The organism is Caballeronia sp. 11_S32 (assembly GCF_056930355.1).
Genome location: NZ_JBXOWH010000004.1, coordinates 979,391 through 995,029 on the forward strand (window position 1 = coordinate 979,391; position 15,639 = coordinate 995,029).

15 protein-coding genes are annotated in these 15,639 nt (G+C 63.2%); 10 read left to right on the forward strand and 5 right to left on the reverse strand.

Going from position 1 to position 15,639, the window contains the following annotated elements:
• Window position 1: 1 nt before the first annotated feature.
• The 3 genes from AC1Z32_RS30620 to AC1Z32_RS30630 are packed head-to-tail and all read right to left on the reverse strand — an operon-like array spanning window position 2 to window position 3,492.
• The gene (locus AC1Z32_RS30620; RefSeq protein WP_483482579.1) at window positions 2-892 is read right to left on the reverse strand and encodes an ABC transporter permease subunit; all 891 of its coding nucleotides are present in this window, start codon (window positions 890-892) and stop codon (window positions 2-4) included.
• Window positions 893-903: 11 nt separating this feature from the next.
• Window positions 904-1,824: an oligopeptide ABC transporter permease OppB gene (gene oppB / locus AC1Z32_RS30625; protein WP_483482580.1), complete on the reverse strand. Its 921-nt coding sequence runs from the start codon at window positions 1,822-1,824 to the stop codon at window positions 904-906.
• A gap of 30 nt (window positions 1,825-1,854) precedes the next feature.
• A complete protein-coding gene (locus AC1Z32_RS30630) occupies window positions 1,855-3,492 on the reverse strand; it encodes a peptide ABC transporter substrate-binding protein (RefSeq protein ID WP_483482581.1) in 1,638 nt (545 codons plus the stop codon).
• A gap of 470 nt (window positions 3,493-3,962) precedes the next feature.
• On the opposite strand from AC1Z32_RS30630, the gene AC1Z32_RS30635 reads away from it, so the two are divergent.
• Window positions 3,963-4,856: a LysR substrate-binding domain-containing protein gene (locus tag AC1Z32_RS30635; RefSeq protein ID WP_483482582.1), complete on the forward strand. Its 894-nt coding sequence runs from the start codon at window positions 3,963-3,965 to the stop codon at window positions 4,854-4,856.
• A 15-nt stretch (window positions 4,857-4,871) separates the two neighbouring features.
• Here the strand turns inward: AC1Z32_RS30635 and AC1Z32_RS30640 are convergent, their stop codons facing one another.
• On the reverse strand, window positions 4,872-5,339 hold the full coding sequence (locus tag AC1Z32_RS30640; protein ID WP_483482583.1) for a VOC family protein: 468 nt from the start codon (window positions 5,337-5,339) through the stop codon (window positions 4,872-4,874).
• 210 nt (window positions 5,340-5,549) lie between these two features.
• On the opposite strand from AC1Z32_RS30640, the gene AC1Z32_RS30645 reads away from it, so the two are divergent.
• From AC1Z32_RS30645 to AC1Z32_RS30660, 4 genes are all read left to right on the forward strand, one after another.
• Window positions 5,550-6,311, forward strand: coding sequence for an SDR family NAD(P)-dependent oxidoreductase (locus AC1Z32_RS30645; protein ID WP_483482584.1), 762 nt, complete (start codon window positions 5,550-5,552; stop codon window positions 6,309-6,311).
• Window positions 6,312-6,401: 90 nt separating this feature from the next.
• On the forward strand, window positions 6,402-8,135 hold the full coding sequence (gene ggt / locus AC1Z32_RS30650; RefSeq protein ID WP_483482585.1) for a gamma-glutamyltransferase: 1,734 nt from the start codon (window positions 6,402-6,404) through the stop codon (window positions 8,133-8,135).
• A 344-nt stretch (window positions 8,136-8,479) separates the two neighbouring features.
• Window positions 8,480-9,886: an NCS2 family permease gene (locus AC1Z32_RS30655; protein ID WP_483482586.1), complete on the forward strand. Its 1,407-nt coding sequence runs from the start codon at window positions 8,480-8,482 to the stop codon at window positions 9,884-9,886.
• Between the two features lie 304 nt (window positions 9,887-10,190).
• Window positions 10,191-11,090, forward strand: a complete 900-nt coding sequence (locus AC1Z32_RS30660) for an IclR family transcriptional regulator (protein ID WP_483482587.1) — start codon at window positions 10,191-10,193, stop codon at window positions 11,088-11,090.
• On the opposite strand, the gene AC1Z32_RS30665 is transcribed toward AC1Z32_RS30660, so the two are convergent.
• A complete protein-coding gene (locus AC1Z32_RS30665; RefSeq protein ID WP_483482588.1) occupies window positions 11,087-12,160 on the reverse strand; it encodes a porin in 1,074 nt (357 codons plus the stop codon). The genes AC1Z32_RS30660 and AC1Z32_RS30665 overlap by 4 nt on opposite strands.
• Window positions 12,161-12,617: 457 nt before the next feature.
• On the opposite strand from AC1Z32_RS30665, the gene AC1Z32_RS30670 reads away from it, so the two are divergent.
• The 5 genes from AC1Z32_RS30670 to AC1Z32_RS30690 are packed head-to-tail and all read left to right on the forward strand — an operon-like array spanning window position 12,618 to window position 15,634.
• On the forward strand, window positions 12,618-12,935 hold the full coding sequence (locus AC1Z32_RS30670) for a non-heme iron oxygenase ferredoxin subunit (RefSeq protein WP_035500201.1): 318 nt from the start codon (window positions 12,618-12,620) through the stop codon (window positions 12,933-12,935).
• Between the two features lies 1 nt (window position 12,936).
• Window positions 12,937-13,245: a recombinase-like helix-turn-helix domain-containing protein gene (locus tag AC1Z32_RS30675; protein WP_483482589.1), complete on the forward strand. Its 309-nt coding sequence runs from the start codon at window positions 12,937-12,939 to the stop codon at window positions 13,243-13,245.
• Window positions 13,246-13,272: 27 nt separating this feature from the next.
• Window positions 13,273-14,334 carry an aromatic ring-hydroxylating dioxygenase subunit alpha gene (locus AC1Z32_RS30680; RefSeq protein ID WP_483482590.1) on the forward strand — a complete coding sequence of 354 codons (1,062 nt, stop codon included), beginning with the start codon at window positions 13,273-13,275 and terminating at the stop codon, window positions 14,332-14,334.
• Entirely contained in the window at window positions 14,327-15,073 is a 747-nt protein-coding gene (locus tag AC1Z32_RS30685) for an SDR family oxidoreductase (RefSeq protein WP_483482591.1), read from the forward strand. Before AC1Z32_RS30680 ends, AC1Z32_RS30685 begins: the two co-directional genes overlap by 8 nt.
• Window positions 15,074-15,106: 33 nt before the next feature.
• Complete coding sequence (locus AC1Z32_RS30690; RefSeq protein ID WP_483482592.1) at window positions 15,107-15,634, forward strand: cupin domain-containing protein; 528 nt, start codon at window positions 15,107-15,109, stop codon at window positions 15,632-15,634.
• Window positions 15,635-15,639 lie beyond the last annotated feature (5 nt).

Below are 15,639 nucleotides of genomic sequence, written 5' to 3' on the forward strand. Positions count from 1 at the left end.
CTCACCTGTCCTTCGGATCGAGCGCGTCGCGCAGCCCGTCGCCGACAAAGTTGATGCAATAAAGCGTGATCGACAAAAGCGCCGCCGGAAACAGCAGAATCCACGGCGACGATTCCATCACGCCGACGCCGTCCTGGATCAGCACGCCCCAGCTCGTCATCGGTTCCTGCACGCCGAGGCCGAGAAACGACAGCACCGATTCCGTGAGAATCACGGCGGGCACGGTCACGGTGGTATAGATCGCGACGATGCCGAGCAGGTTCGGCACCACATGCCGCAGGATGATGCGCGAGGTCGGCACGCCGATCGCGCGCGCCGCTTCGACATACTCCTTCGAGCGAATCGAAAGCGTCTGGCCGCGCACGACGCGCGCCATGTCCATCCACGAAAACACCGTGATGGTGACAACGACGAGATAGAACTCGCGCCCGAGCAGCGTCACCATCAGGATCGCGATGAGCAAGTACGGAATCGCGTACATCATGTCGACGATGCGCATCATCGCGTTATCGACGCGGCCGCCGACGAAGCCCGCGATCGCGCCCCACAGGATGCCGAGCGTGACGGATGTCAACGTGGCGAGCGCGCCGATCATCAGCGACACGCGGCCGCCGATCAGGCAGCGCACGAAGAGATCGCGGCCGGTGTCGTCGGTGCCGAAGAAATGCCAGTTCTCGAGCGTGGGCGCAACGCTGGTGGCGTTCCAGTCGGTGGAATCGAACGCGTTCGGCGACAGCCACGGCCCAATGACGCACGCGAGCGTGATCAGCACGAGCAGGACGAGGCTCACGACGGCCGCCTTGTTGCGCAGGAAACGCGCACGCGCATCCTGCCACGGGCTGCGGCCCGCGACCGCCTTGTCGAGCATGGGTGCAAGTGAAGCAGATTTCATCGCGCGCCCTCTCAGTAGCGGATTTTCGGATCGAGCCACGCATACGCGAGGTCGACCAGCAGGTTGAGCAGCACGGCGACCACCGTCACGAGCACGACGAGGCCGAGCACCAGCGTGTAATCGCGGTTCGCGGCGCCGTTCACGATCAGCTTGCCGATGCCCGGCAGCGAGAACACCGACTCCGTGACGACCGCCGCCGTGATCGACGAGATCGCGAGCGGGCCGATCACCGAGACGACCGGAATCAGCGTCGGCTTCAGCGCATGACGCAGGATGATGGTGTGCACGGCCAAGCCCTTCGCGCGCGCGGTGCGAATGTAGTTCGTGTTGAGCACTTCGATCAGGCTCGCGCGCGTCACGCGCCCCACCGTCGCGACGTTGATCATCACGAGCAGCGCGACCGGCAGCACCATGTAGCGCAGCTGGAAGCCGTTCCAGCCGCCCGCCGGCAGCCACTTCAGCAGGATCGCGAACACGAGGATCAGCACCGGCCCGAGCACGAACGACGGAAACACGTTGCCCGCGTTGCTGACGAGCATGAGCGCATAGTCCGCGATGCTGTTCCGATAGAGCGCCGCCGCGATGCCGAGCGCGACGCCGATCACGATGGCGAGCAGCATCGACACGCCGCCGATCGTGAGCGACACCGGCAGCGCGCGCAGCACGAGGTCGTTTACGCTCCAGTCGGCATAGCGGAACGACGCGCCGAGATCGCCGTGCAGAAGGCCGTCGAGATAGAGCAGATACTGCTTCCACAACGGCTCGCCGAGGTGATACTTCGCCTGCATATTGGCGAGCACTTCGGCGGGCACCGCGCGCTCGCCGTCGAACGGCCCCCCGGGCGTGGCGTGCAGCAGCAGATAGCAGACCGTGACGACGATCAGGAGCGTCGGCAGCGTGAGCAGCACGCGACGCAACGTGTAAGACCACATGAGCGTTCCCCTTCGCTTAGGTCAGTAATGTCAGTGCCTGACGATGTAGAGATCCTTGCTGTGGTAGCGATCCATCGGGTTCTTCAGCGAATAGCCGCCCACATAGCTCTTCACGAGGCGCGGCAGACCGTATTGCAGGAGTGGGAGCAACGGGTAGTCGTCCATGATCATATTGGCGGCCTGCGTTTGCAGTTGCGTGCGCTTGCCCTGATCCACGGTCTGGCTGGCTTCCTTGATGAGCGCGTCCGCCTTCGGGTTGCAGTTGAAGTTGTCGTTCTGGTCCGATCCGCATTGCACGAGCTGCAGGAAAGTCGTGGCGTCGTTGTAATCCGCCACCCAGCCGTTGCGCGCGATCTGATAGTCGCCTTCGTGGCGCCTCTTCAGCAGCACCTTGAACTCCATCGCCTCGATATCCGTTGCGAGGCCCAGCTTCGACTTCCATTCCGACGCCACGAAAATCGCCATCTTCTTGTTGTAGTCGCTCGTGTTCATCGCGAAACGAAGCTTGGTGCCGGGCTTCACGCCCGCCTGTTCGAGCAGCTTCTTCGCTTCCTCGACGCGCTTCGCCATGGGCCACGATGCCCATTCGTAGTTCGTCACGTCCGCGCCGACCACGCCCTTCGGCAGCACGGAGTAAAGGGGAATCTGACCATCGGCGGTCACGCGCTGGGCCAGCAGATCGCGGTCGACGACCATCGAAAGCGCCTTGCGCACGCGCACGTCCTTCAGCAGCGGATCGCGATTGTTGAAGCCGTAGTAGCGCGTGCCGAGGATCAGCGAGTTGCGTGCGTCGTTGGGAAACTGCTGGCGGTATTTCGCGTAGGTGCCGGTCGGCATCTGATACGTCATGTCGTTTTCGCCGGACTGGAAGAGCTTCACGTCGGTGTTCTCGTCCTCGACAGGCAAATAGGTGACCTGCGTCAACTGCACGTTGGCCTTGTCCCAGTAGTTCGGGTTCTTCACCATCACGATCTTGCTGTTGACCTGCCAGTCCTTCAGCTGGAACGGACCGTTGCTCACGAGATTGCCGGGTTTCGTCCAGTTCTTGCCGTATTTCTCGACGCTCGCGCGATGCACCGGCCCGAGGTTCGGATTCGACATCAGTTCGGGCAGGAACGGCACCGGGCCCGAGGTTTTGACCTCGACCGTGGACGCGTCGAGCGCGCGCACGCCGATCGCGCTGACCGGCTTCTTGCCCGCGGTGACATCGGCGCCGTTCAGCAGGAACACGCCGAAAACGTTTGCGTAGGACGACGCGGTTTTCGGATCGACGAAACGCTGGATGCCATACACGAAATCGTTTGCGCCGACGGCGTCGCCATTCGACCAGCGCGCATTCTTGCGCAAATGGAAGATCCAGGTCGTCGGATCCTTCTGCTCCCATTTCTCCGCGACGCCCGGAACGACCTTGCCATCGTTGTCGGTGGCGGTCAGGCTTTCGAACAGGTCGCTCGTGAGGTTGTAGGCTCCCACGGATTCCGTCATCGCCGGGTCCAGCGTCTCGGTCTCCGAGCCGTTGTTGCGCACGAGTTCCTGCTTCGCGGCAAGCGTCACACCGGGCGGCACGATCGCCGCCGTGGCGTTCAATGCGGACAGCGCAAGCAAGGCCGCCGCCGCGGCGAGCTTCGTGCGCCGGATCGATGCGTGGGGAACGGCAAAAAACGTCATGGGGAGTCCTCTTCTTTGTCTCGTTTTGTCAATTGTTGTCTTTCGTTATCCTTGCGGTCCGGCTTGTTTATCCTGATCTCGATAAACAAAGCGGCAATCCTCAATTTCGCAAAACTAACGAAATGCTTTCTAACCCGGTCCGGCGCGCGGCGCTGTCTTCGCGCTGGCGCTTCGAACCGGACACATTTAGCTTGCACGAGCGCTTTCAGTCGCGTTCAGGCTGGCGGCGAGTATTTCGCATCAATAAGGCGGATGCCACTCACATGTGCTTATAGTCACTAAATTTTTCGAATACTCGTTCGGTTCCTTGACGCGACGCATGCGGCACGCACTGCCCGCCGTGCGGGTTTGAGGCAGCAAGTATTTGTTTCCTATAAGATCTGCGTCGCCCTATACGTTTCAACAGCCGCTCTAGAGCCGTTAGCACGATGATCCGTTTTCGCCAGATCGAGGCCTTTCGCAGCCTCATCATGACCGGCACCAGTGTCGGCGCAGCAAAAAAGCTACATGTGACCCAGCCCGCGATCAGCCGCCTGATCGCCGATCTCGAAGCCGATCTGGGCTTCAGCCTGTTTTCGCGCATCGGCGGACGCCTGAATCCGACGACCGCCGGCCTGCGCTTCTACAAGTCGGTCGAGGAGAACTTTCTCGGTCTGGAGCGCCTGAAGCAGGTCGCGGACATGATCCGCGAGGAAGCGTCCGACGGCCTCACCGTCGCGTGCACGCCCGTGCTCGCGACGACGCTCCTGCCGCCCGTGCTCGCCGATTTCACCGAGCGCCATCCCGGCGTGCCGATCAAGGTCGATTCGGTGAAAGTGCCCGAAGTGCTCGTCAACCTGCAGAACCACAAGGCCGATGTCGCGCTGAGCCTCGCGTTTCCCGCGATCGCCGGGATCGAAGTGGAGACGCTGCTCAAGGCGCCGGCATCGTGCGCGATGCCCGCCACGCACCGGCTCGCGAAAAAGAAAATCGTGCGTCCGGCCGACTTGCGCGGCGAGAAGCTCATCGGCTGGCTGCCGAATTCGCGCCAGCCTTACGAGGCGGAGCAAACGCTCATTTCCTCCACCGAGGACCGGCCGCGCTACACGGTCTTCACCGACACCGCGCACACGCGCTACGCGATGGTTGCGGGCGGCCTCGGCATTTCGATCGTCGAGCCGTTCGCGGCGAAGGTCTGGCGCCCGCATGGCGTGGTCGTGCGGCCGTTCGAGACCGACATCGAGTACGAGTACGCGCTGTCGTATCCGAGCAGCGGCATCCGCTCGGATCTCGTCGCGGCGTTCCGGAGCTCGGTGAAGCGCGTCGTCGAGCACTATTCGTTCGAAGCGTCCGAGTCCGAGGAAGCGCCGCTGGCGGCGGACTGACGCGCCTCGCGCGCATCAGCCGCCGAAGAGCTTGCGCGCGCGCTCGCGCATGTCGTCGGCCGACACATCCTCGATGTGCGTGGCGATCCACCATACGTGCCCGAACGGGTCGCGCAGCTTGCCGCCGCGGTCGCCGTAGAACTGGTCCTCGACCGGGCGCAGGATGGTCGCGCCTTCGTCGACGGCGCGTTGCGCGACCGCGTCGACGTCCTTCACATAGAGATGCAGCATCACCGGCGTGCCGCCGACCGAAAGCGGGCCGACCGTGCCGTAGTCGGGGAACTCGTCGCACAGATAGATCACGTTGCCGCCGATCGACAACTCCGCGTGGCCGACGCGCCCGTCCGGCTGCTCGATGCGGAACGTTTCGGTCGCGCCGAACACCTTCGTATAGAAGTCGATAGCGCTGGCGCAGCCCGCCACCGCCATGTACGGAATCACGCCGTGACGGTCTTCCGGAATCGGATCGACTTGCGATGCCATGTCTGTCTCCTCGGGAATGGTGCGGGCGCCCTGCCCGCGCCTTCTTCGACACGCACGCGCAGCCGATGGTGCCCGGCCTTGATCCGTCCCCGTATCTCGGCATGCTGTCGCGCACCTTCCGGCGCCCTCGCCGCCGAACGCACTTTCGCGCTTCGCTTCATACTCTCGTTTGTGGCAACCGCTTCAAACTTCATTCCATACGGAGCACTCATGCACGATCTGAAAGGCAAGTCGATTCTCATCACCGGCGCGAGCACGGGCATCGGCGCGGCGGCGGCGCGCGCGTTCGCGCAATATGGCGCGAATGTCGCGGTGCACTACAACAGCTCGAAGGACCAGGCGGAGGAAGTCGCGAAGGACGTGCGCGCGCTCGGCGTCACGGCGATCACCGTCGGCGCGGACGTGCGCGATTCGAAAGCCATCGACGCCGCCGTCGCGCAGGTCGTCGAGACCTTCGGCAAGATCGACGTGCTCATCAACAACGCGGGCAGCCTCGTGAAGCGCGAGCCGATCGCGTCCGCGAGCGACGAGCTCTTCGACGAAATCATGCACATCAACGCGCGCTCGGTCGTCGCGTTCACGCGCGCGGCGCTGCCGTCGCTGCGCTCGGGCGGCGGCGGCTCGATCATCAACGTGACGTCTGTTGCGGCGCGCAACGGCGGCGGCCCGGGCGCGCTGCTCTACGCGGCGTCCAAAGGCTTCGTCAGCACGATCACCAAAGGCATGGCGAAGGAGCTGATGCCGGAGCGCATCCGCGTGAATGCCGTGGCGCCGGGCGTGATCCAGACGCCGTTCCAGGAGCGCTTCACGTCGCCCGAGCAGCTCGAATCCTTCCGCAAATCCATTCCGATGGGCTTCATCGGCGAACCCGACGATTGCAGCGGCGCGTTCCTCTATCTCGCATCGGAAGCGATGTCGCGCTACGTGACCGGACAGATCATCGACGTGAACGGCGGCCAGTTGATGCCCTGATCGCTGCGCCGCGTCATCGGGCGCGCCGCGCTCGTCGTGGTATACAAGCGTCTAGTCTTTCGTCGCACGTAACAAAGGAGATCGCAGGAGATGCTTTTGAAACAAACACCGCGGTTGCGCTCGCTCGCGCTCAGCGCGATCGCCGCGTCCGCGCTCATCACGGCGGGATTCGTCGAGACCGCGCCGGCGTACGCGAAAACCGCGGAGAACCAGCCGCAAGTGCTGACCGCGTCGGCAGTCGCGGTCGCCGATAAATACGCCGCCGACACCGCCGAGCAGATCTTCAAACAAGGCGGCAACGCGGTCGATGCAGCCGTCGCGATCGCTTTCACGCTCGCCGTCACGTATCCGGAAGCGGGCAATATAGGCGGCGGCGGCTTCATGACGCTCTATGTCGATCATCGTCCGTACTTCCTCGATTATCGCGAGCGCGCGCCGATGTCCGCCACGCGCAACATGTATCTCGACGACAAGGGCGAGGTCATCAAAGGCATGAGCCTCTACGGGCATCGCGCGGTGGGCGTGCCGGGCACCGTCGACGGCATGTGGGAGGCGCAAAAGCGCTTTGGCAAGCTGAAGTGGAAGCAGGTGCTCGCGCCCGCGATCAAGTACGCGCAGGACGGCTTCACCGTCGACGATCAACTGATCGCGCGCCGCGACAGGGCATCGAAGGATTTCGCCGGCAAGACCAACTTCGACCTCTATTTCGGCGGCATGAAGGCCGGCGAAGTGTTCAGGCAGCCGGATCTCGCGAAGACGCTGCAACGCATTTCCGACAAAGGCGCGAAAGGCTTCTACGAAGGCGACACGGCCGATCTCATCGCCAAATCGATGGAAGGCCACGGCCTCATCACGAAGCGCGACCTGAAGGACTACAAGGCCGTGTGGCGCCAGCCGATCACCGCGAGCTGGAACGGCTACCGCGTGATCACCGCGCCGCCGCCGAGCTCGGGCGGCATCGGGCTCGTGCAGCTGCTGAAGATGAAGGCCGATCTCAAGGACAAGTTCACCGACGTGCCGCTCGATTCCGCGCAGTACATCCATCTCGTGTCCGAGATCGAGAAGCGCGTGTTCGCGGATCGCGCGCAGTATCTCGGCGATCCGGACTTCTACAAGGTGCCGGTCGCGCAGCTCGTCAACGACGACTACATCCTGAAGCGCGCGCAGGAGGTCAATCCCGATACGCCTTCGGACACGAAGAGCGTGCAGCCGGGCCTCGGCACGTCCATGCCGGAGAAGGCGGAGACGACGCACTTCTCGGTCGTCGACAAATGGGGCAACGCGGTGTCGAACACGTACACGATCAACGGCTACTTCGGCGCGGGCGTGATCGCGGAAGGCACGGGCGTCGTGCTCAACGACGAAATGGACGACTTCGCGTCGAAGCCGGGCGTGCCGAACATGTTCGGCGTCGTCGGCAGCGATGCCAACTCCATCGCGCCGAAGAAGCGCCCGCTTTCTTCGATGACGCCGACCATCCTCACGAAGGACGACAAGGTCGCGATGGTGATCGGCACGCCGGGCGGCTCGCGCATCTTCACGTCGATCTTCCAGGTCATCACGAACGTGTACGACTTCAACATGCCGCTGCCCGAAGCCGTGGGCGCGACGCGCTTTCATCATCAGCTGTTGCCGCCGAACACGATCTATCAGGAGCCGTTTCACCAGCTCGATCCCGAAGTCGTGAAGCAGCTCGAAGCGAAGGGCTACAAGTTCACGATGCAGGGCTTCAACGGCGACATCCAGGCGATCCGCATCGACGGCGACAAGCCCGAACCGATGTCCGACCCGCGCGGACGCGGCGTATCGCGCGTCATCCAGTAACACAGTAATGCGCCGCACAACGGCGAGCGGGTAAAATAGCGGCCCTGGCCGGACTAGGCGTTTGCCCTAGTCCGGCCGTTTTCCGGTCCTGCCGGAGCCCCGTTTCATGGGGCATTCGCGGCATATAAGCCCCTTGGCATGACCGGCATGTTTTTCATGGGATTGGACCCCGCGTTCTGTTCCCCTAGTCTCTGTCCTGACCGAGTGCAGCCGCGAGAGCCCGTCACTCGGCATCATCCAGAACTACAGACGAGACGACCCTGACGACGGACCCCGCAGTGCCGGGCGTGTTCCACACGCTGCGCACGGATTTCCGTTTCAGCGTGCTGATAAAGGAGCAGCTCATGTTGGAATCCTCCGCCCAGCAGCTTGGCGACATCGATATCACCCCTTCGGAGCGTGAAGAAAGCGTTCAGACCGCCAGCGGCGGCTTTCTCGACCGCTATTTCGGCATTTCGCAGACCGGCAGCACCCAGAAGCGCGAAGTCGTCGCGGGCATCACGACGTTCCTCGCGATGGTCTATTCCGTGTTCGTCGTGCCGGGCATGCTCGGCAAGGCGGGCTTCGACACGAGCGCGGTGTTCGTCGCCGTGTGTCTCACGACCGCGTTCGGCTCGCTGCTGATGGGCGTGTGGGCGCGTCTGCCGATCGCGATCGGCTGCGCGATCTCGCTGACCGCGTTCACGGCCTTCGGCCTCGTGCTCGGCAAGGGGCTCACGCCCGCCATCGCGCTCGGCGCGGTGTTCCTGATGGGCGTCGTGTTCACCGCGATCTCCGTCACCGGCGTGCGCTCGTGGATCCTGCGCAATCTGCCGACGGGCGTCGCGCACGGCACGGGCATCGGCATCGGCCTGTTCCTGCTGCTGATCGCGTCCAACGATGTCGGCCTCATCATCAAGAATCCCGCGCCGGGCATGCCGGTGTCGCTCGGGCATATCACCGCCTTTCCGGTGCTGATGTCGGTACTCGGCCTCGCCGCGATCTTTGGCCTGGAGCGCCGGCGCGTGCCGGGCGGCATCCTGCTCGTCGTGATCGGCCTCTCGGTGATCGGCCTGATCTTCGATCCGTCGGTGCGTTTTCATGGCGTGTTCGCGCTGCCGTCGCTGTCGGCGCCGGGGCATTCGTCGCTGATCGGCGCGATGGACATCAAGGGCGCGCTCTCGATGGCCGTGCTGCCGAGCGTTCTTGCCCTCGTGATGACCGCCGTGTTCGACGCGACCGGCACGATCCGCGCCGTGGCCGGCCAGGCGGGCCAGATCGACAAGAACGGGCGCATCGTCAACGGCGGCCGCGCGCTGACCGCGGATTCGCTCAGCTCGATCTTCTCGGCCTGCTTCGGCGGCGCGCCGGCGGCGGCGTATATCGAATCGTCGGTGGGCGTGGCGGCAGGCGCGAAGACGGGGCTGGCGGCAACGGTCGTCGGCGTACTCTTCCTCGCGGTGATGTTCCTCTCGCCGCTCGCCGCGCTCGTGCCTTCCTACGCGACGGCGCCCGCGCTGATGTACGTCGGCCTGCTGATGCTCGGCAATGTCAGCAAGCTGCATTTCGACGACACCGTCGATACGATGTCAGGCCTCGTGTGCGCGGTGTATATCGTGCTGTCGGCGAATATCGTGACGGGCATCATGCTCGGCTTCACCACGCTCGTGATCGGCCGTATCGTGGCGGGCGAATGGCGCAAGCTGAATGTCGGCACGGTGGCAATCGCTGTCGTGCTCGCGGTGTTCTATCTCGGCGGCTGGGCGATCTGATCGGCCGGGCGCTCTCTTCACCGCCATGTGGCATGAAAACAATGCTAATTGACGCGTGAGGCAGTGCCGGCAACGCATGGCGCCGCTTCTGTTTCCAGTGAGTCCACTGATGGCCGCAGCCACTGCTGCGGCCATTTTTCGTCTGGCGGCCAGTTGCGGCAGCAGGTGTCAGGCGCCGGCGGGAAAACGGCCGAAGCAGCCAGGGCCTGTCGCACCTCGATGATCGTGACAAAGCCACGAGCGTATGGACCCCGATCGTCTCGCGCTATCATTGTTCATTGCCCGATCACAAAGATTGCCGAACATGGCCCGACGAAGCAAACAGGAAGACACTCCCGCAGAGAATCTCGACACCGCGGACGAAGACGCATCGATCGCCGGCGGTTCCACCTATCTCGTGCCGGGGCTCGAGCGCGGCTTGCGCATCCTCGCCGAGTTCTCGGCGCGCGAGCCGGTGTTGGGGGCGCCCGAGTTGTCGCGGCGCATCGGCATTCCGCGCACGACGACTTTTCGCTTGCTCCAGACGCTCGAATCGCTCGGCTTTCTCGAACGCGTGAACGGCGACCGCAATTTCCGGCTGGGCGTCGCGGTGCTGCGGCTTGGCTTCGAATACGTGAATTCGCTCGAACTGACCGACTTCGGCACACCGATTCTCGAGCGCCTGCGCGATGCAACCGGGCTCTCCACGCATCTGTTGATCCGCGATCAGCGCGATGTCGTCTTCGTCGCGAAAGCGCAAAGTCACGAGCCGCTCTTCAGTTCGGTGAAAGTGCACGTCGGCACGCGCCTGCCCGCGCACGCGACCGTACACGGGCACGTGTTGATGGGCGATCTGTCGCTCGCCGCGCTCAGGGCGCTCTATCCCGAGGCGCAACTGGAAAAGTACACGGAGCGCACGCCCGCGACCGTCGACGAACTTTACGAACGCGTGCAGGAATGCGCGACGCTCGGTTATGGCCTGAGCGAGGCATCGTTCGAGCGCGGGATATCCGTCGTCACCGCGCCGGTGCGCGACCACTCCGGCGCGATCGTCGCGGCGGTCGCGGCAACCGTGCCGCGCTCGGACATTGGCGCTGACGACGAGAAATCGCAGCTCGTCGAAACGATCTGCGCCGCGGCACTGGAACTCTCGACGCGCCTGAACTATCGCGCATCCATCGCCGATCCCACCGCCGCGCTCGCCGCGCGCAAGATGCTCGCTTAAAACGAGTGGTGAATGCCTGCGAGCACGATGACCTGATTCGCCGTGCTCGACACGCCCGCCGTGAAGAACGCCGCTTTCGCGCCGCCCGTCGCGTGTTCATAGAGCGCGTTCACATAGAGTTGCGTCGACTTCGACAGCATGTAGATATCGCCGATCTCGAACTGCGTCCAGCGTCCGCCCGCGAAGCTCGTCGTGGCTGCGCCGCCCGCAATCCAGTTCCATGCCACCGGCTTGAACGTCACGCCCGCGTCGTATGTCTGGTAAGTATCCGACTGGCCGTTCGATTGCAGCTTCACGCGCGTATAGAGACCGTGCACGACGAACTTGCCTATCTCATACGCCGCGCCCGCCCCCATCACTTCCTGCTTCTCCGCCATGTACGTCGCCGCGGGCTGGCCCTGGAACGTGGAGAGGCCCATCGTCACGATCGCGGGATTGCGGTTGTGCTCGTTCGAGTACGTCGCCGCCGCCTTGAACGGGCCGTTCGCATAGGAGAGGCCGAAGCCGTAATTGCGGCCCGTCGAAAAGTTCGTCGTGTTGCCGAGGCCCATCATCGCGCCAAGCGAAAACCCATAGAAGCTCGCCGAGCGGAACTTGACCGAGTTGTCGTACGGCACGACGCCGGTATCCGCGAGCTCATCGATATTGCCCGGATGAAACGCGTACCAGCTCGCCGCGAGATAGCCGGTCGAGAGCGGCCCGAGCATGTCGAAGCTGAATGGCGTCTGATGACCGAGCGTCAACGTGCCGACGTTTTCCTGATCCAGTCCGAGATAAGCCTGCCGGTTCCATAACGTGCCGGCCTTGGCGAAGTTGCCGGTGTTCGTATAGAAGCCGTTTTCGAGTTGCGCGACGGTCTTCAGCCCGCCGCCCAGATCCTCGACGATGCGAAAGCCCCAGCGGTCCGGCTGCATGTTGCCCTGCTCCTCCATCCACTTCGGATGGCCGCCGACATTGTTGATGTATGCGATGCCGGCGTCGAGGCTGCCGTAGAGCGTCACTGTGCTTTGCGCCGCCGCGCCGGTCGCGACGCCCGCTCCGATGAGCCCCGCTGCGATGATGTGCTTCACCCTTCGTTCTCCTAACCGTATGGTTAAAGGCGGACCCCGTCCGCGTCTCCTGTACTGCCGTCGTCACTTTTTTCGGGCTGGACGGCCTGATTCGGCCCATCCCTATGGCGTTCCGTTGATCACGCTTTATGTTCCATATATGGATCAACGTACTGCCTATGGAAAGTATAGTGAGATTTGTCCCGTCAAAAAAACAAAATCGAGATGACCCCGGGAAGACCCTGAGACAGCAGGACATTTCATGTATCGGCATGAAAAACGCTTACGAATCAATATCGATCGGTCGTGATTACTTCGGATCAGAAACGCAAAAGCGCTTTTAAACGTGCCCGCTTCAGTGTTTTCACCTAGAGATTCAGATTTTTGTTTTTTCCCGCCGGGACCACTCCTATAATGCCCATACACGAACTGATGTTCCTTTAGTGGAACACAGACGAACCAGAGGAAAGGGTGAAAGATGTCTGAACAATGGCGCTGCGCCGGGCATGCCGGCGATCTGTCGGAAGACGCACCGATCGAATTCAAGCTCGATGACGGCGCGGAAATCGGTATCTACAAAGTGGGCGACGAGCTGTATGCGCTCGAGAACGTCTGCCCGCACGCATATGCGCTGCTGACGCAGGGTTTCGTCGATGGCGACACCGTCGAGTGCCCGCTGCATGAAGCGGTGTTTCACATCCCCACGGGCAAATGCCTGAAAGAGCCCGGCGGCCGCGACCTGAAGACGTATTCGGTGCGCCTTGCCGGCGAGGAAATCCAGATCAAGGTGGCGTGACATGGAAAAAGTCGTGAACTTCAACCCGCATCTCAAGCCGTGGCTCGCGCCGCAGCCGAACAACGTCGCCGGAAAGGGCGTGATCGAGAAGCCAGGTCAGACCGAGAACTTCATCTGGCAGACGCGCAAGGCCGAGCCGACGCAATACGAAAACGACCTCGGCGATGCGCTCGAACGCGTATTCGAAGCAGGCGCGCTGGAGCTCGAGCAAGTGGTCGCGGGCCTGAACAAGGACGGTTTCCGCACGCCGGAAGGCACGACGTGGACACCCGAGCGCCTCGCCACCGAGCTGCGCACGCTCGCTGACTAACGCACAAGAGAATCCGGAGCACTCCCCATGACGTCCCCTCAGCAATCCATAAACGCCGCCGATCCCGTTCAGGCCTATCTCGATCGCGGCTTGCGAAACTACTGGTATCCCGTCGCGCCGAGCTGGCAAGTGGCGAATGCGCCCATCGGCCTGACGCGCCTCGGCGATCAGATCGTGCTCTGGCGTGACAACGAAGGCAAAGTGCACGCGCTCGAAGACCGTTGCCCGCACCGCGGCGCGCGTCTGTCGCTCGGCTGGAACCTCGGCGGCAGCGTCGCGTGCTGGTATCACGGCGTCGAAGTCGACGGCAGCGGCACCGTGCAGCGCGTGCCAGCCGTTTCCGCATGTCCGCTCGAAGGCCAGAAGTGCGTCAAGTCGTATCCCGTCGAGGAGCACGCGGGCGCGATCTTCCTGTGGTTCGGCGATGACGCCAATAAAGAACCCGCGCCGCTCGTGCTGCCGGAAGAACTCGTCGGCGACGAATACGCGAGCTTCCTGTGCATGTCGCACTGGAAGTGCAATTACCAGTACGCGATCGACAACGTGATGGACCCGATGCACGGCGCGTATCTGCACGCGACATCGCATTCGATGGCCGAAGGCGACAAGCAGGCCGACATGCGCGTGCGCAAGACCGACACGGGCCTCATGTTCGAAAAGGTGAATCAGCGCGACGTGAACTTCGACTGGGTCGAGCTCGGCGAAACCGGCTGCCTGTGGATGCGTCTCGCGATTCCGTACAAGAAGAAGTTCGGCCCGGGCGGCAACTTCGGGATCATCGGGTTCGCTACGCCCGTCGATGAGGACAACTGCCAGGTCTATTTCTGGCGCACGCGCAAGGTTTCCGGCTGGCAGCGCGATGCGTGGCGCTTCCTGTATCGCAATCGTCTGGAAGGGCTGCACTGGGCCGTGCTGGAGCAAGACCGTTACGTGCTGGAAAGCCTCGCGCCGAACGCGCGCAATCATGAATTCCTCTATCAGCACGATGTGGGCATGACGCGTGTGCGCCGCATGCTGAAGCAGCGCGCTCAGCAGCATCTCGCCGCGCTCGAAGCGCTCCCGAAGAACACGGAGCACGCTCATGCGTGACGCGCTCGATGGCCGCCGCGTGCTCGTGACGGGCGGCGCTCGCGGACTTGGCGCGGCGTTCGTGCGCGCGCTGGTCGAGCAAGGCGCGCACGTCGCGTTCGGCGATGTGCTGCATGAAGAAGGCGACGCACTTGCGCGGTCGCTCGAAGGCGCTGCGCATTTCTTCCCGCTCGATCTGAACGATCCGCGAAGCATCTCCGAATTCGTCGCGCAGGGCGTGAAAGCGTTGGGCGGCCTCGATGGCCTCATCAACAACGCGGCGATCACGAACTCCGGCGGCAAGTTTGCCGATGAACTCACGCCCGACACGTGGGACGCGGTCATGAACGTCAACGTGCGCGGAACATGGCTGATGAGTGTCGCGTGCCTGCCGCATCTGAGGGACTCGGGACGCGGCGCGATCGTGAACATCGCATCGGATACGGCCATGTGGGGCGCGCCGAAGCTGCTCGCCTACGTCGCGAGCAAGGGCGCGGTGATCGCGATGACGCGCTCGCTCGCCCGCGAATTCGGCGGCGGCAATGTGACCGTCAACGCGATTGCGCCCGGCCTCACCGAAGTGGAAGCCACCGCCTACGTGCCCGCCGAACGCCACGAGTACTACCTCAAGGGCCGCGCACTCACGCGCGCGCAAGTGCCCGACGACGTGAACGGTCCCGTGCTGTTCCTGCTCTCGGACGCGGCGCGCTTCGTGACGGGCCAGTTGCTGCCCGTGAACGGCGGCTTCGTGATGAATTGATTCGCTTTATTTGAATAGAACCTGGAGAAAGCAATGGCCGATGCAGACATCGAACGCAAATCGTGGGATCAGCCCGCCGACGCGAGCTTCGAGCAATGGATGGACTCGCGCGTCGCACGACTCGAATCACGCCGCTATGACTGGGACGCGCTCAAGTTCCAGGCCGACTATGACCCGAAGTATCGCCGCGCGCAGATGCGCTATGTCGGCACGGGCGGCACGGGCGTCGCGAAAGATATGAACACGATTCCCGCGGGCAGTTTCACGTTTTCGACGATGGTGATTCCCGCCGGCAACATCGGGCCGAGCCATATTCATACCGACGTCGAAGAGATCTTCTTCGTGCTGCGCGGAAAGATGAAGGTGATCTGCGAGAAGGACGGAAAGACGTGGGAAGCCGTGCTCGGCGAGCGCGATCTCATTTCCGTGCCGCCGGGCGTGTATCGCACGGAGATCAACATCGGCGAGGAAGACGCGCTGATGTGCGTGATGCTCGGCGCAGCGAAGCCCATCACGCCGACGTACCCGCCGGAATCGCCTTTGGCCAAGCTGAAGCGCTGAGGCTG

Coding starts and splice junctions, on each gene's coding strand:
- AC1Z32_RS30660 (WP_483482587.1), top strand. CDS start 10,191: ATGGCCCGACGAAGCAAACAGGAAGACACTCCCGCAGAGAATCTCGAC.
- AC1Z32_RS30685 (WP_483482591.1), top strand. CDS start 14,327: ATGCGTGACGCGCTCGATGGCCGCCGCGTGCTCGTGACGGGCGGCGCT.
- AC1Z32_RS30620 (WP_483482579.1), bottom strand. CDS start 892: ATGAAATCTGCTTCACTTGCACCCATGCTCGACAAGGCGGTCGCGGGC.
- AC1Z32_RS30690 (WP_483482592.1), top strand. CDS start 15,107: ATGGCCGATGCAGACATCGAACGCAAATCGTGGGATCAGCCCGCCGAC.
- AC1Z32_RS30630 (WP_483482581.1), bottom strand. CDS start 3,492: ATGACGTTTTTTGCCGTTCCCCACGCATCGATCCGGCGCACGAAGCTC.
- ggt (WP_483482585.1), top strand. CDS start 6,402: ATGCTTTTGAAACAAACACCGCGGTTGCGCTCGCTCGCGCTCAGCGCG.
- AC1Z32_RS30680 (WP_483482590.1), top strand. CDS start 13,273: ATGACGTCCCCTCAGCAATCCATAAACGCCGCCGATCCCGTTCAGGCC.
- AC1Z32_RS30645 (WP_483482584.1), top strand. CDS start 5,550: ATGCACGATCTGAAAGGCAAGTCGATTCTCATCACCGGCGCGAGCACG.
- AC1Z32_RS30655 (WP_483482586.1), top strand. CDS start 8,480: ATGTTGGAATCCTCCGCCCAGCAGCTTGGCGACATCGATATCACCCCT.
- AC1Z32_RS30640 (WP_483482583.1), bottom strand. CDS start 5,339: ATGGCATCGCAAGTCGATCCGATTCCGGAAGACCGTCACGGCGTGATT.
- oppB (WP_483482580.1), bottom strand. CDS start 1,824: ATGTGGTCTTACACGTTGCGTCGCGTGCTGCTCACGCTGCCGACGCTC.
- AC1Z32_RS30670 (WP_035500201.1), top strand. CDS start 12,618: ATGTCTGAACAATGGCGCTGCGCCGGGCATGCCGGCGATCTGTCGGAA.
- AC1Z32_RS30675 (WP_483482589.1), top strand. CDS start 12,937: ATGGAAAAAGTCGTGAACTTCAACCCGCATCTCAAGCCGTGGCTCGCG.
- AC1Z32_RS30635 (WP_483482582.1), top strand. CDS start 3,963: ATGACCGGCACCAGTGTCGGCGCAGCAAAAAAGCTACATGTGACCCAG.